The organism is Blattabacterium cuenoti (assembly GCF_014251715.1).
Classification (GTDB): Bacteria; Bacteroidota; Bacteroidia; order Flavobacteriales; family Blattabacteriaceae; genus Blattabacterium; species Blattabacterium cuenoti_M.
Map to the genome: position 1 here is coordinate 381,721 of NZ_CP059198.1, position 13,206 is coordinate 394,926.

General features: G+C 23.2%; 18 protein-coding genes. 1 reads left to right on the forward strand and 17 read right to left on the reverse strand.

All coding sequences use genetic code 11. The features are described 5' to 3' along the window. The 5 genes from H0H59_RS01805 to menB all read right to left on the reverse strand — a co-directional run. The coding region (locus H0H59_RS01805) for an AMP-binding protein (protein WP_317167909.1) at window positions 1-1,020 on the reverse strand (1,020 nt) is incomplete at its 3' end. Continuing rightward, complete coding sequence (locus H0H59_RS01810; RefSeq protein WP_238785010.1) at window positions 1,002-1,967, reverse strand: enolase C-terminal domain-like protein; 966 nt, start codon at window positions 1,965-1,967, stop codon at window positions 1,002-1,004. The genes H0H59_RS01805 and H0H59_RS01810, both read right to left, overlap by 19 nt. Window positions 1,968-2,099: 132 nt before the next feature. Further along, on the reverse strand, window positions 2,100-2,795 hold the full coding sequence (locus tag H0H59_RS01815) for a metal-dependent hydrolase (RefSeq protein WP_185861932.1): 696 nt from the start codon (window positions 2,793-2,795) through the stop codon (window positions 2,100-2,102). Between the two features lie 9 nt (window positions 2,796-2,804). Continuing rightward, complete coding sequence (gene menA, locus H0H59_RS01820; protein WP_185861933.1) at window positions 2,805-3,707, reverse strand: 1,4-dihydroxy-2-naphthoate octaprenyltransferase; 903 nt, start codon at window positions 3,705-3,707, stop codon at window positions 2,805-2,807. Continuing rightward, window positions 3,704-4,534: a 1,4-dihydroxy-2-naphthoyl-CoA synthase gene (gene menB, locus H0H59_RS01825; RefSeq protein ID WP_185862424.1), complete on the reverse strand. Its 831-nt coding sequence runs from the start codon at window positions 4,532-4,534 to the stop codon at window positions 3,704-3,706. Before menB ends, menA begins: the two co-directional genes overlap by 4 nt. A 61-nt stretch (window positions 4,535-4,595) precedes the next feature. Between menB and H0H59_RS01830 the strand changes: the two genes are divergently transcribed. Continuing rightward, a complete protein-coding gene (locus tag H0H59_RS01830) occupies window positions 4,596-4,997 on the forward strand; it encodes a hypothetical protein (RefSeq protein ID WP_185861934.1) in 402 nt (133 codons plus the stop codon). Here H0H59_RS01830 and nhaD read toward each other — a convergent pair. The 12 genes from nhaD to rpsE are packed head-to-tail and all read right to left on the reverse strand — an operon-like array spanning window position 4,980 to window position 13,199. Further along, a complete protein-coding gene (nhaD, locus tag H0H59_RS01835; RefSeq protein WP_185861935.1) occupies window positions 4,980-6,251 on the reverse strand; it encodes a sodium:proton antiporter NhaD in 1,272 nt (423 codons plus the stop codon). The genes H0H59_RS01830 and nhaD overlap by 18 nt on opposite strands. Before the next feature lie 19 nt (window positions 6,252-6,270). Beyond that, window positions 6,271-7,551, reverse strand: a complete 1,281-nt coding sequence (gene eno, locus H0H59_RS01840; protein ID WP_185861936.1) for a phosphopyruvate hydratase — start codon at window positions 7,549-7,551, stop codon at window positions 6,271-6,273. Then, a complete protein-coding gene (gene rplQ / locus H0H59_RS01845) occupies window positions 7,544-7,987 on the reverse strand; it encodes a 50S ribosomal protein L17 (protein ID WP_185861937.1) in 444 nt (147 codons plus the stop codon). The genes eno and rplQ overlap by 8 nt, the downstream gene beginning before the upstream one ends. A 12-nt stretch (window positions 7,988-7,999) precedes the next feature. Then, window positions 8,000-8,998, reverse strand: coding sequence for a DNA-directed RNA polymerase subunit alpha (locus H0H59_RS01850; protein ID WP_185861938.1), 999 nt, complete (start codon window positions 8,996-8,998; stop codon window positions 8,000-8,002). A 26-nt stretch (window positions 8,999-9,024) separates the two neighbouring features. Then, on the reverse strand, window positions 9,025-9,636 hold the full coding sequence (gene rpsD / locus H0H59_RS01855; protein ID WP_185861939.1) for a 30S ribosomal protein S4: 612 nt from the start codon (window positions 9,634-9,636) through the stop codon (window positions 9,025-9,027). 16 nt (window positions 9,637-9,652) lie between these two features. After that, complete coding sequence (gene rpsK / locus H0H59_RS01860; protein ID WP_185861940.1) at window positions 9,653-10,036, reverse strand: 30S ribosomal protein S11; 384 nt, start codon at window positions 10,034-10,036, stop codon at window positions 9,653-9,655. 8 nt (window positions 10,037-10,044) lie between these two features. After that, window positions 10,045-10,425 carry a 30S ribosomal protein S13 gene (gene rpsM, locus H0H59_RS01865; protein ID WP_185861941.1) on the reverse strand — a complete coding sequence of 127 codons (381 nt, stop codon included), beginning with the start codon at window positions 10,423-10,425 and terminating at the stop codon, window positions 10,045-10,047. 9 nt (window positions 10,426-10,434) lie between these two features. Beyond that, window positions 10,435-10,551: a 50S ribosomal protein L36 gene (rpmJ, locus tag H0H59_RS01870; protein WP_185861942.1), complete on the reverse strand. Its 117-nt coding sequence runs from the start codon at window positions 10,549-10,551 to the stop codon at window positions 10,435-10,437. A gap of 13 nt (window positions 10,552-10,564) precedes the next feature. Further along, window positions 10,565-10,780, reverse strand: a complete 216-nt coding sequence (gene infA / locus H0H59_RS01875; protein ID WP_014726678.1) for a translation initiation factor IF-1 — start codon at window positions 10,778-10,780, stop codon at window positions 10,565-10,567. Between the two features lie 43 nt (window positions 10,781-10,823). Next, on the reverse strand, window positions 10,824-12,215 hold the full coding sequence (gene secY / locus H0H59_RS01880) for a preprotein translocase subunit SecY (protein ID WP_185861943.1): 1,392 nt from the start codon (window positions 12,213-12,215) through the stop codon (window positions 10,824-10,826). Then, window positions 12,212-12,691: a 50S ribosomal protein L15 gene (rplO, locus tag H0H59_RS01885; protein WP_185861944.1), complete on the reverse strand. Its 480-nt coding sequence runs from the start codon at window positions 12,689-12,691 to the stop codon at window positions 12,212-12,214. Before rplO ends, secY begins: the two co-directional genes overlap by 4 nt. Beyond that, entirely contained in the window at window positions 12,684-13,199 is a 516-nt protein-coding gene (gene rpsE / locus H0H59_RS01890) for a 30S ribosomal protein S5 (RefSeq protein ID WP_185861945.1), read from the reverse strand. The genes rplO and rpsE overlap by 8 nt, the downstream gene beginning before the upstream one ends. Window positions 13,200-13,206: the final 7 nt, after the last annotated feature.

Consider the following 13,206-nt stretch of genomic DNA (forward strand, 5'->3'; position numbering starts at 1 on the left):
TTTTCCAAGTGAATTTTCTATAAAATGAGAAATAAAAAAAATATTTTTAGGTTTATAAAATTTTTTTTTACCATTAAAAATAAATTCTGGAATTTTTAATAAAAAAGGAGGTCCTTCTATAATTAATATTATTTTTTCACCTAAAATTTTATCTGGAATTGAGGATATAAAAAATCGTTTATGACAAGGAATAAAAGAACTTATTTCTTTTTCTATTAATTCAGGAATAATTTTAATTCCTCCACTATTAATCATATTATCATATCTACCTATCCAAGTAAACATATTTTCAGATATCATCTGAACAATATCATTTGTTTGAACAAATGAATGCATAGAATATGGAGAAAAAATACCTAAACAATTTCTTTTATCAATACTCAAATGTACATCTTGAAATGATTTATAATAAATAGATTTATTAGATTTATTAATTTTTTTTAAAGCTATATGACCTAATGTTTCTGTCATTCCATAAGTTGAATAACAAATTGTTGAAATATTTTGTAATTTTTTTTCCAAAAAATTAGAGATAGAACATCCTCCTATTAATAAAATTTTAATATATTTTAAATATTTTAAACTAAAAAAAACTTGTAAAGGAACCATTGAAACAATATCAAAATATTCTTTTATATCCTTTAAAGGATTAGATGATGGAGGAATACAATATATTTTCCATTTAAAAATAATAGCACGAACTAAAAACATTTTAGATGCTATAAAATCTGGAGATAGACATAATAATCCTTTAATTTTTTTTTCTTTTAATTTTAAAAACTCTACAGTTCTTATAGCTCTTTCATACATATGTTTTTTTTTAAAAAATATTGTTTTAGGAAATCCTGTTGTTCCGGAAGTTGAAATTGCTAATTCAGAATTATTATCATACCAACTATTTAAAAAAGAAAAAATTGCATTTTTCCAAAAAAAATTTTTTTTATTTGGTTCGATCGAAAAATTTTTTTTATAAGAAAAATCTATCCACATTTTTTTATTTATTATATTTTTATTTTCCATTTTATAAATGGATTGTACCAAAGACTCCCTTCTTTAATTTCTAAAGGAGAACACCAATTGTTAATATATAAAATTCCTGTACTTAATCCATGAACATTTTTATTTTTATATTTTTTTTTTATAAAAAAAGTCCATTGTGCAATAGCATTCATTCCAATATTACTTTCTAAAGAAGAACTAATCCACCATTTTATTTTTCTTTTATTAGCTTCTAATATCCATTCTTTAGAGCCCTTAAATCCACCATGAATACTAGGTTTTAATACTATATATTGAGGATTAATAAAATCTAATAATTTTTTTTTTTCTTTTAATTTATTTATTCCATTTAATTCTTCATCTAATACTATAGGAATTTTTGATTCTTTACATATTTTAAACATATCTTTCCAATTTCCAGATAATATAGGTTGTTCTATTGAATCAATTATATTTAACTCATAAAGTTTATTTAAATAGAATAAAGCATCTTTAGTATTTTCGAAACAACCATTTGCATCTATACGTATTTTTATAAATGGATATTTCTTTTTTATTTTTTTTATAATAAAATATTGATAATAAAAAAATTTTTTATTAATTTTTATTTTTAAAAATGAAAATCCTTCAAAAATTATATTTTCTATATCTTTTATAGCATTTCTTTTTTTGAAAGAATTTAACCATATTAATCCATTTATGGGAATCCCTTTTTCTCCATTAAAAAATTCAGAATTATATAATATAGGAAATTTATTTTTTAAACTTAAAAAAGCTTGTTCTAATCCAAATAAAATACATGAATATGAAATATATTTATAATAATAATATATTTCCGTTTTTTTTAAAAAAATTACTTTTTTAGAAAGTATTTCTAATTCTTTTTCAAATTTTTTTAAATTTTTTAAAGCTCCTTTATCTAATAATGGATTACATTCTCCTATTCCAATTTTATTATTTTTTTTCAATATAATAAACCAAATAGTATTTTTTTTAAATATTCTATTAGAATTAAATATTTTTTCCCTTAAAAAAAAAGTTTTTTTTCTTAAAAAAAAAATATTTTATTTTCATTCATTCCATTATTAAAATTCATAATTTTAAATGTATATACTTTTCCCCATTTCTAATAAAATTAATTCTTTTCCCTTTTCATAAAAATTTTTTTTTGCTTGTTTTTTATTTATTTGAATAGCTTCAAAAGTATTATAATGAACTCCTAATATTTTTTCACATTTTAAAAAATCAGAAGCAATTATTGCTTCTTCTATATCCATAGTATATCTACCACCTATTGGTAAAATAGAAAGTTTTAATTTACCAAAATTAGGAATAATATTCATCTCATAAATTAAAGATGTATCTCCTGATATATATAAATTACCTTCATCTGTATGTAAAAGAAACCCTCCAGGATTTCCTCCATAAGTTCCATCATTAAAAACACTAGAATGAGCTGCCCAAATATATTTTAATTTTCCAAAAGGAAAAGAAATAAAAGAACCATAATTAATTCCATATGTTTTTATTCCTTTTTTTTCAAAATAATTAGATATTTCATAATTAGATATTACTAAAACATTATTGAATTTACGTGTTAATAACTCTACATCACATACATGATCATAATGTGCATGTGTCAATAATATATAATCAATTTTTTTAAAATTATTAATATATTCTAAATAATCTATTTTATTATAAATAGGATTTTTAGAAAAAAAAGGATCTATTAACAAATATTTTTCATGTATTTTTAATAAACATGTACTATGAGAAAAAAAAGTAATTTTCATGATAAAATTTTATAAAAATCCAACACCGATGCTTAATACATATAAAAAAATAATTATAACTAATTTTTTTAATTCTGAATTAAACAATTTTTTTTTATTTATATAAATTATTTTTTTAATATGAAATATTAAAAAAATAATAATTAAAATAAATAAAATACATTGATAAATAGTTTTTTTATTCAAAAAAACAAAAATACATCCTAATAAAATTGAAATAAATATAATAATAATATGATATAATTTTGCATATTTTATTCCTAACCATACAGGTATAGTATATTTTTTATTTTTACAATCATTATCCATATCTCTCATATTATTAATATTTAAAACAGCTACATTTAATAAACCTACAGATAAAGATAATAAAAACATATCCATATGTAAAGTATGAGTATATAAAAAATAACTTCCTTCTACCGAAAAAATTCCAAAAAAAATAAAAACAAATAAATCACCCATTCCTACTATATATCCGTAAGGATTATATCCTATAGAATATTTTATAGAACTATATATGCAAATAACTATTCCTATAAAATATAAAAAAAAAATAAAAATATTTTTACATGATATAGCTTGAAAAATTAACAATAATCCTGATATAAAAGATAATATAGAAAATAAATAAATAGCTTTTTTCATTTCTAAAAAAGAAATAAATCCGCATTGAATTGTCCTTTTTGGACCTATACGTTTAAAATTATCTACTCCTGTAATACTATCTCCATAATCATTAGAAAAATTAGCCAATATTTGCAATAATAAAGCAGTAATAAAACATAAAACATACGTAATAAAATCTACATTTGTTCTAGATTTAGATATAAAAAAACTTAAAGTAATTCCAGAAACCGATAAAGGTAAAGTATGAAAACGAGCTGCATAAAACCAATATTTTAATTTCATAAAAATTTTGGAAATTTTTTAAAATTTGGATCTCTTTTTTCTAAAAATGCTTTTTTACCTTCCTCTGATTCTTCCATTAAATAAAACATTAAAGTAGCATCTCCCGCCAATTGCATTAATCCATGTTGTCCATCTAATTCTGCATTTAAAGAACGTTTGATCATCCTTAAACTCATAGGACTTTTTTCCTGTATTATTTTACACCATTCAATCGTTTTTTTTTCCAATTCTTTTTGATTTACTACTTTATTAACCAATCCCATATTTAAAGCTTCTTTAGCCGTATACTCCTTACATAAAAACCACATTTCTCTTGTTTTTTTTTGACCAATATGACGAGCTAAATAAGAACATCCAAATCCTCCATCAAAAGAACCAACCTTAGGTCCAACTTGACTAAAAGTTGCATTATCAGATGCAATAGTCAAATCACAAACAACATGTAAAACATGACCCCCTCCAACTGCATATCCATTAACCATAGCAATAACAGGTATAGGAATTTCTCGTATTTTTTTATAAAAATCTAAAATATTTAACCTAGGGATTCCATTATTATCCAAATAACCTCCTAATCCTCTTGTATTTTGATCTCCACCAGAACAAAAAGATTTTTTACCAGATCCTGTAATAATCAATACATCTATATCTTTTCTATTACTACATATATCTATAGCATTTATCATTTCTTTTACTGTTTTCACACGAAAAGCATTATGACACCATGGTCTATTTATTTCTATTTTAGAAATTCCTTCCCAAAATAAAAACAAAATATCTTCATATTCCTTAATTGGAATCCAATTTATTTTTACGATAGAACTCATAATAAAATGAATTAAAAATTGATGTTTATTTTTACAAAATAAAATAAAAAAATTTATTATTATGTTCCGTAACATATTATCAGTATCTATAGGAGTAATAATAAGTATTACTGAAATACTTTTTTCTATTCAATTTATAAAAAGATGGTTTATAAAAATACAATTAATCCCATTAAAAAAATTAAAATATATTTTTGAAAAAGCACCTAATGAATTTTTTTTATTACTAATTTTATTTTATGCTTTTAGTGCTTTATTAGGTGGAATAATAACTGCATTTTTTGCAAAAAATGCAAAAAAAGCTTATGCTATATTAACTGGATTTATTCTATTTTTTATAGCCTTATTTCATATATTTTTATATACATTTCCATTATGGTTTAAAATGATAATACTCACTATTTTTTTACCTTTTTCATATTTAGGAGGAAATATTATAGAATTTTTACAAAGAAAAAAATAGAGAAATTAATAAATAAAAAAATCCAGAAATATAACCAATAAAAGCTATCCAACTAATTTTTTTTAAATACCAAAAAAAATTTATTTTCTCCATTCCCATAGCTGCTAATCCAGCAGCAGATCCTATAAGAAAAATACTTCCTCCTGTTCCAGATACATAAGCTATAAAATGCCATAAATCATGATCTTTTGGATAAGAAAACATAGAAATACTAGCAGCTACTAAAGGAACATTATCTATAATAGAAGAAATTAATCCAAATATAAACGTTGTTATTTTCCATGTATAAACTCTTTCATTCATCCAATGAGATAAATCATATAATATTCCCATAGATTCTAAAGAAGAAACAGAAAGTAAAATTCCAAAAAAAAATAAAATACTGGAAATATCTAATTTTCTAAAAATTTCATCTATAGATAAAATGGATTCTGATTTATATTTTGTATATACTATACAAAGAAGAATTCCTAGAGAAAACATCATTCCCATATATGGTGGGGATCCTGTAATAGTTTTAAAAATAGGAACAAATAACATTAAAAGTAAACCTATTTTTAACATAAAAAAACCATTTTTAATGTTTTCTTTTGAGGTTTTGTTTTTTTTTATATTAATGGATCCATTAAAAATAGGCATATAAGATGCTATAAAGGTAGAAATAAACATACACAAAATAGATGGAATGAATATTTTTTTAAAAAGATGCATTGTGGTTACTTTATTAGAAATCCATAACATTGTAGTGGTGATATCCCCTATTGGAGACCAAACTCCTCCGGCATTAGCAGATATAATAACTATTCCTAAATAATATAAACGTTCTTTATAATTAGAAACTGTTTTTCTTAAAAGAGATATTAAAACTATAGTTGCGGTAAGATTATCTATTATGGCAGATAATAAAAAAGAAACTAAACTTATTTTCCATAAAAATTTCCGTTTTTTTTTTGTATAAAAAAATTCTTTTAAAGCTTCAAATCCAGAATATTTTTCAACAACGGAAATAATAGACATAGCACCAATTAAAAAAAAAACAATTTCAGATGTTTTTCCTAAATGAAGTAATAATAAATATTTAGGATCTTTTTGAACTATGGAATAGTGATCTAAATCATAAACAGGGAAATTGAAAAACATAATTAATGACCAACAAAGAGTCGCCATTAAAATAGATGGAATGACTTTATTTAAAGAAAATAAATTTTCAAAAGTAATAAATAAATATCCTAAAATAAAAACTAAAATAATCATTTATTTTTATTGGAAAAACTTAATTCCATCCTGAATAAGAAGAATATTTTCCCAAAATATTTTCAATACGTAATAATTGATTATATTTTGAAGTTCGTTCAGAACGACAAATAGAACCTATTTTTATTTGTTCTATATTAAATGCAACAGCAAGATCTGCTATAAAAGTATCTTCAGTATCTCCAGAACGATGAGAAATAATATTTTTATACTTATTTTTTTTAGCTAAATGAATTGTTTCAATTGTTTCTGTTAATGTTCCTACTTGATTTACTTTTATAAGAATAGAATTTGCAATTTTTTTTTCTATTCCTTTATTTAATTTATTTACTTGAGTAACAAAAAGATCATCTCCTACTAATTGAATTTGATCTCCTATTTCGTCCGTTAATAATTTCCATCCATCCCAATCATTTTGATCCATTGCATCCTCAATAGATATAATTGGATATCTTTTAATTAAATAAGATAAATAATGAATATGTTCTTCTCTAGTTTTTTTTGAATTTTTTATTTTTTTTTCAAATTTAGAATAATCATATTTATTATTTGAATAAAATTCAGAAGCGGCACAATCTATCGCTATTCCTATTTCATCATAAGGTTCATAATTAGACATATGTATAGCTTCTAATATATGATCTAAAACATCTTCTATTCCATTAAAATTGGGAGAAAATCCACCTTCATCACCAACACTTGTTGATAAACCTTTTTTTTGTAAAAGATTTTTTAGTTGATAAAAAACTTTATGCCCCATTTGTATTGCTTCTAAAAAAGAATTAGCTTTTATAGGAACTATCATAAATTCTTGAAAAATTATAGGAGCATTAGAATGTTTTCCTCCATTAACAATATTTATTAAAGGGGTAGGAAGTTTGTATGTATAAACTCCTCCTATATATTTGTAAAGAGGAATTTTTAATTCATTAGATGCAGCTTTTGCTGTTGCTAATGAAATTCCTAAAATAGCATTAGATCCTAATCTTTTTTTATTAATTGTTCCATCTAATTCTAACATTAATTTATCAATACGAACTTGATCTAAAATTGATTTTCCAATTAATTCAGGAGCAATAATTTTATTAACATTTTGAACAGCTTTAAGCACTCCTTTCCCAAAAAAAATATTTTCTTTATTGTCACGTAATTCAAAGGCTTCATTTTTTCCTTTTGAAGCTCCAGATGGAATAGATGCACGTCCTAATATATTTTTATCTGTTATAACATCTACTTCTATTGTTGGATTTCCTCTTGAATCTAATATTTGTCTAGCTTGAATTTTTTTAATTTTACTCATTATTCATTGTTTTTTTTGTCGACTTTTTTTTTCGACTACGTCTTATAAATTTTATTGTTTTTTTAGATGTATAAATTTCATTAAAATCTACTAATTCAATGAAAGAAAGAGGTGCTTGATCTCCAAAACGAAATCCAGTTTTTATAATTCTAGTATATCCACCAGGACGGATACGTACTTTTTCAAAAATGTTATTAAATAATTCTGATACCGCTATTTTATCTCTTAAATATGAAAAAATATTTCTTCTTGAATGAGTCGTATTTATTTTTGATTTTGTTATAATAGGTTCTATATATTTTTTTAAAACTTTAGCTTTAGCTAAAGTAGTAAAAATTCTTTTTTTTTTAATTAAAGAAGAAGCTAAATTGGAAAGAATAGATTTACGATGTCCATATTTTCTTCCTAAAGGATTATTTTTTCTTCTATGATTCATTATATTTAAATTCTATTCTTTATTTAATTTATATTCTGATATATTCATTCCAAAATATAATTCTTTTTCTTTCATTTTACTTTCTAACTCCTCCAAAGATTTTTTTCCAAAATTTCTCATTTTTAACATATTACTTTTATTACAATTAACTAAATCTGCTATAGTTTTTATAAATGCAGTTTTTAAACAGTTTTTTGTTCGAACAGATAAATCCATATCACTTAATTTAGATTTTAATAATGTTCTCATTCGTAAAAAATCTTCATCATATTTTTTATTTTTTCTAATTTCTTCTTGTTTCTTTTTTCCTATTTTTTCATATGAAAAAATAGAAAAATATTGAATTAATATTTTGGAAGCTTCCATTAAAGCTATTTTTGGACAAATAGATCCATCTGTTTTTATTTCTAATGAAAGATTTTCAAAATCAGTTTTTTGTCCTACACGACAATTTTCTATTGTATATTTTACATTTTTAATAGGGGTATAAATAGAATCTATAGAAATAAATCCAATAATATCATTACTATTTTTTTTATTTTCTTCTGCAGGAAGATAACCTCTTCCTTCCTCAATTGTAAAACTTATTTCTAAAGGAACAGATTCATTTTTGTTGCAAATAATTAAATTTTTGTTTAAAATTTTAAATCCAGAAATGAATTTATTTAAAATTTCTCCTGTTACTTGTTTTTCATGATTAATAGAAACATTAACTGTTTCTTTATGAATTCCTGGAATTTTTCGTTTTAAACGAATTTTTTTAAAATTTAAAATTATTTCTGTAACATCTTCTACTACTCCTTCTATAGTAGAAAATTCATATTTTACTCCTTTAATTCTAATAGAAGTAACGGCAAATCCTTTTAAGGATCCTAATAATACTCTTCTTAACGCATTTCCCAATGTAATTCCATATCCAGGTTCTAATGGTTTTAAATGAAAAATTCCTTTATTATCTGAAAATTCAGACATTGCAATTCTATCAGGTTTTACAAAATCTAGAATAGCCATAATGAATATGTGTTTAAAATTAACTTCTATTTAGAATAAAGTTCAACAATTAATTGTTCTTTAATATTTTCAGGGATTTGTGTTCTTTTTGGAATAATTTTAAATATTCCAAACATATTTTTTTCATCCAAAATTAACCATTCTACCAATGGTAATCCCTTTTTTTTCTGCATAGAATCTAATATTAATGGATGTTTTTTAGATTTTTCTTTTATTCCTATTTTATCTCCTGGTTTTAATCTAAAAGATGGAATATTCACAATATAATCATTTACTACAATATGTCTATGAGAAACAATTTGACGTGCAGAAGAACGAGATGGAGCAAATTTTAATCTAAAAACTATATTATCAAGACGACTTTCACATGCTTGTAATAATAATTCACCTGTAATTCCTTTTTTTCTAGAAGCTTCAACAAATAATCTTTCAAATTGACGTTCTAATATACCATAAGTATACTTTGCTTTTTGTTTTTCTATTAATTGTATAAAATATTCTGAACGTTTTCCTCTTCTACGATTATTTCCATGTTGTCCAGATGGATATTTTCTTCTTTCAAAATACTTATCTTCTCCATAAATACATTCTCCAAATCTTCTAGAAATTTTAGTTTTTGGACCTATATATCTTGCCATATTATGTTAAAATATATTAAACTCTTCTCCTTTTAGGAGGACGACATCCATTATGAGGTAATGGAGTTATATCTTTAATTATTGTTACTACTATTCCAGAATTACTTAATGCTCGTATAGCTGCATCTCTACCTGATCCTGGACCTTTTACTTTTACTTCTACTTTTTTTATTCCTGCATCTAATCCTTTTTTTGCTACATTTTCTGCAGCCATTTGAGCAGCATATGGAGTATTTTTTTTAGATCCTTTAAAATTCATTTTTCCAGCAGAAGACCATGCTATTACTTCACCTTTTTTATTTGTTAAGGTAATAATAATATTATTAAAAGTAGATCTAATATGAGCTTCGCCCAAAGGATCTACAATAACTGATTTTTTTTTACTAGATAATTTTGCCATAAAGATTTTTATTTTGTAACTTTTTTCTTATTTGCTACAGTTTTTTTTCTTCCTTTTCTAGTTCTACAATTATTTTTTGTTTTTTGACCTCTTAATGGCAATCCTTTTCTATGTCTAGTTCCTATATAACAACCTATATCCATTAAACGTTTAATATTAAATTGAATTTCAGATCTTAGTTCTCCTTCAATTTTTATATAATTAGATATATATTTTCGTATCTTACTAAGATCATCATCAGACCATTCTTCTACTTTTTTATTTTCATCTATACCAACAAAGTGTAAAATATTTTTTGATAAACTTTTTCCTATTCCATATAAATAAGTAAGACCAATTACACCTCTTTTATATATTGGAAGATCTATTCCAGAAATTCTAACTGACATAAATAGAAACTAACCTTGTTTTTGTTTAAATCTAGGATTTTTTTTGTTAATAATGCGTAAACGTCCTTTTCTATTAACAATTTTACAATTTACAGTTCTTTTTTTTAAAGAAGCTCTTACTTTCATAATATATATATTTTTAATATCTATAAGTTATTCTTCCTCTTTCTAAATCATAAGAAGACATTTCTAATCTAACTTTATCTCCTGGTAATATTTTTATATAATGCATTCTCATCTTTCCAGATATATGAGCTTTAACAATACAACCATTTTCCAATTCAACACGAAACATTGCATTGGGAGATGATTCAATAATGGTTCCATCTACTTCAATATGCTTTTGTTTAGCCATATATGTTACAAATAATTATAAAATAATAATATACATATAAAAATTATAATTTAGTATATCTATTACTACGATTTTTCATTATCATTAATCCATCATAATGATAATTTAATAAATGAATGTTTACTTGTTGTGAAATGTCTAAAATAACTCCTACCACTATTAATAATGAAGTTCCACCATAAAATAATGAAAAATTTTGAGTAATACCAATTCTAAAAACTATAGATGGTAATATAGCTATGATAGATAATAAAATAGCACCAGGTAATGTAATTTTTGATAATATATTATCTATATATTCAGCAGTTTCTTTTCCAGGTTTAATTTTTGGAATATGTCCTCCATTTCTTTTCAAATCATCAGCCATTTGATTTACTGGAATAGTAATAGCAGTATAAAAAAAAGTAAAAATTATAACCAATATAGAAATAGTTAAATTATACCATAATCCATAAATATCTTGGAAAAGATGAAAAAAATTTTTTATTTTAATATTTTTTATATAATCAGAAAATGTTAATGGAAAAAGCATAATAGCTTGAGAAAATATAATTGGCATAACTCCCGCTGCAGTCATTTTTAATGGAATATATTGATGTTTTCTATGTCTCAATTGAGAATCTAATCCAAAAGATTTATAGTGAGAAACATATTGTATCGGAATTTTTCTAATAGCTTGAATAATTAAAATAGAAAATAAAATTACTAATAACCATAATAAAAATTCTAAAAATAAAATTATTAATCCTCCATTTCCAATTTCTAATTTACTAAAAATTTCCTTACTTATAGCACTTGGAAAACGAGCGATTATTCCGGACATAATAATTACAGAAATTCCATTTCCTATTCCTTTATCTGTAATTTTATCTCCCAACCACATTGTAAATAATGTACCAGAAGTTAGAATAATTATTCCTATAACCCAAAATATACTTTTACCATAAAAAGTATTTATATCAATTAAATAAGTAGTATTGGAAGATACTGAAGTAAATGGAATAAATTGTTGAGTTAAAGAAATAAGATATACAGGGGCTTGTATTAAGCATATTATTACTGTTAACCATCTTGTAATAAAACTAATTTGTTTTCTTCCACTTTCTCCATCTCTCTGTAATCTTTGTAAATAAGGAATAATAATACACATTAATTGTATTATAATAGAAGCAGATATGTAAGGCATAATGCCTAGAGCTAAAACAGAAGCACGATTAAAAGCTCCACCAGTAAAAGAAGATAAAATTTGCATTAATCCTTTAGATCCAGAATGAAATTTTTCCATAAAATCACTAATTCCTAAAGGATTAATTCCTGGAATAGGTATATAAGCACCAAAACGATATACTAATAATAAACTGAAAGTTATTATTATTTTTTTTTTTAATTCTTTGATGGTTAATATATTATGAATATTTTTTAAAAAAATATTCATAATATATTTTTATAAAAAAAAGCTTCTCCTCCTACTTTTTTAATAGAAAATAAAGCTTTTTTACTAAATTTATATGCATATATTTTTAATGGAGAACGAAGTTCTCCTCTACCTAAAATTTTGATTAAATCATTTTTTTTAATCAAATTATTTTTTAAAAAAATTTCTTTATTAAGAATATTTTCTTTTTTAATTCTTCCTTTATCAATATAATTTTGTATAATATCCAAATTAATTCCAATAATTTTTTTTTGTTTTTTTCTAAATCCAAATTTAGGACTTCTTCTTTGAATAGGCATTTGTCCACCTTCAAAACCTATTTTTTTAGAAAAACCAGATCGTGATTTTGCTCCTTTATGTCCTCTTCCACAAGTTCCTCCTTTTCCAGACCCTTGTCCTCTTCCTAATCTTAATTTTTTTTTTCTAGATCCATTATTTGGAGATAGTTCTCCTATTTTTATAAAATTTTTATCCATTATAAACTTCATTAATACTAATTCCTCTTTGTTTTGCTATGATATAAACATCTCTCATTTTGCTTAAAGCTTTAATAGTAGCTTTAATAACATTATGATGATTAGAAGATCCTTTTGATTTTGATAAAACATTTCTTAATCCTACAGCTTCAAGAACAGCTCTTAAAGGACCTCCAGCTATAATTCCAGTACCATTGGAAGCTGGACGAATAAGAATATGTGCTCCTCCATATTTTGCTTCTTGTTCATGAGGAATAGTCCCATTAGAAATACATACTTTACAAATATTTCTTTTAGCTTGTTCTCCTGCTTTATGAATAGCATCTGGTGCTTCTTTAGATTTTCCAAAACCATAACCTACTATTCCATTTTCATTTCCTTTTATTACGATAGCACTAAAACTAAAATACCTTCTTCCTTTGGTTACTTTGCAAACTCTTGTAACACCAACTAATTTTTCTTTTAATTCTAATCCAGTATATTTTATTTTTTTTTCTTTATCAAACATTACTTTT

What these genes read in the sequence shown, in the direction of transcription:
- secY (WP_185861943.1), bottom strand. Translation starts at nt 12,215, where the DNA reads ATGAATATTTTTTTAAAAAATATTCATAATATATTAACCATCAAAGAA.
- rpsM (WP_185861941.1), bottom strand. Translation starts at nt 10,425, where the DNA reads ATGTCAGTTAGAATTTCTGGAATAGATCTTCCAATATATAAAAGAGGT.
- rpmJ (WP_185861942.1), bottom strand. Translation starts at nt 10,551, where the DNA reads ATGAAAGTAAGAGCTTCTTTAAAAAAAAGAACTGTAAATTGTAAAATT.
- nhaD (WP_185861935.1), bottom strand. Translation starts at nt 6,251, where the DNA reads ATGATTATTTTAGTTTTTATTTTAGGATATTTATTTATTACTTTTGAA.
- rplO (WP_185861944.1), bottom strand. Translation starts at nt 12,691, where the DNA reads ATGGATAAAAATTTTATAAAAATAGGAGAACTATCTCCAAATAATGGA.
- menA (WP_185861933.1), bottom strand. Translation starts at nt 3,707, where the DNA reads ATGAAATTAAAATATTGGTTTTATGCAGCTCGTTTTCATACTTTACCT.
- eno (WP_185861936.1), bottom strand. Translation starts at nt 7,551, where the DNA reads ATGAGTAAAATTAAAAAAATTCAAGCTAGACAAATATTAGATTCAAGA.
- H0H59_RS01850 (WP_185861938.1), bottom strand. Translation starts at nt 8,998, where the DNA reads ATGGCTATTCTAGATTTTGTAAAACCTGATAGAATTGCAATGTCTGAA.
- rpsD (WP_185861939.1), bottom strand. Translation starts at nt 9,636, where the DNA reads ATGGCAAGATATATAGGTCCAAAAACTAAAATTTCTAGAAGATTTGGA.
- infA (WP_014726678.1), bottom strand. Translation starts at nt 10,780, where the DNA reads ATGGCTAAACAAAAGCATATTGAAGTAGATGGAACCATTATTGAATCA.
- rplQ (WP_185861937.1), bottom strand. Translation starts at nt 7,987, where the DNA reads ATGAATCATAGAAGAAAAAATAATCCTTTAGGAAGAAAATATGGACAT.
- H0H59_RS01815 (WP_185861932.1), bottom strand. Translation starts at nt 2,795, where the DNA reads ATGAAAATTACTTTTTTTTCTCATAGTACATGTTTATTAAAAATACAT.
- rpsK (WP_185861940.1), bottom strand. Translation starts at nt 10,036, where the DNA reads ATGGCAAAATTATCTAGTAAAAAAAAATCAGTTATTGTAGATCCTTTG.
- menB (WP_185862424.1), bottom strand. Translation starts at nt 4,534, where the DNA reads ATGAGTTCTATCGTAAAAATAAATTGGATTCCAATTAAGGAATATGAA.
- H0H59_RS01830 (WP_185861934.1), top strand. Translation starts at nt 4,596, where the DNA reads ATGTTCCGTAACATATTATCAGTATCTATAGGAGTAATAATAAGTATT.
- rpsE (WP_185861945.1), bottom strand. Translation starts at nt 13,199, where the DNA reads ATGTTTGATAAAGAAAAAAAAATAAAATATACTGGATTAGAATTAAAA.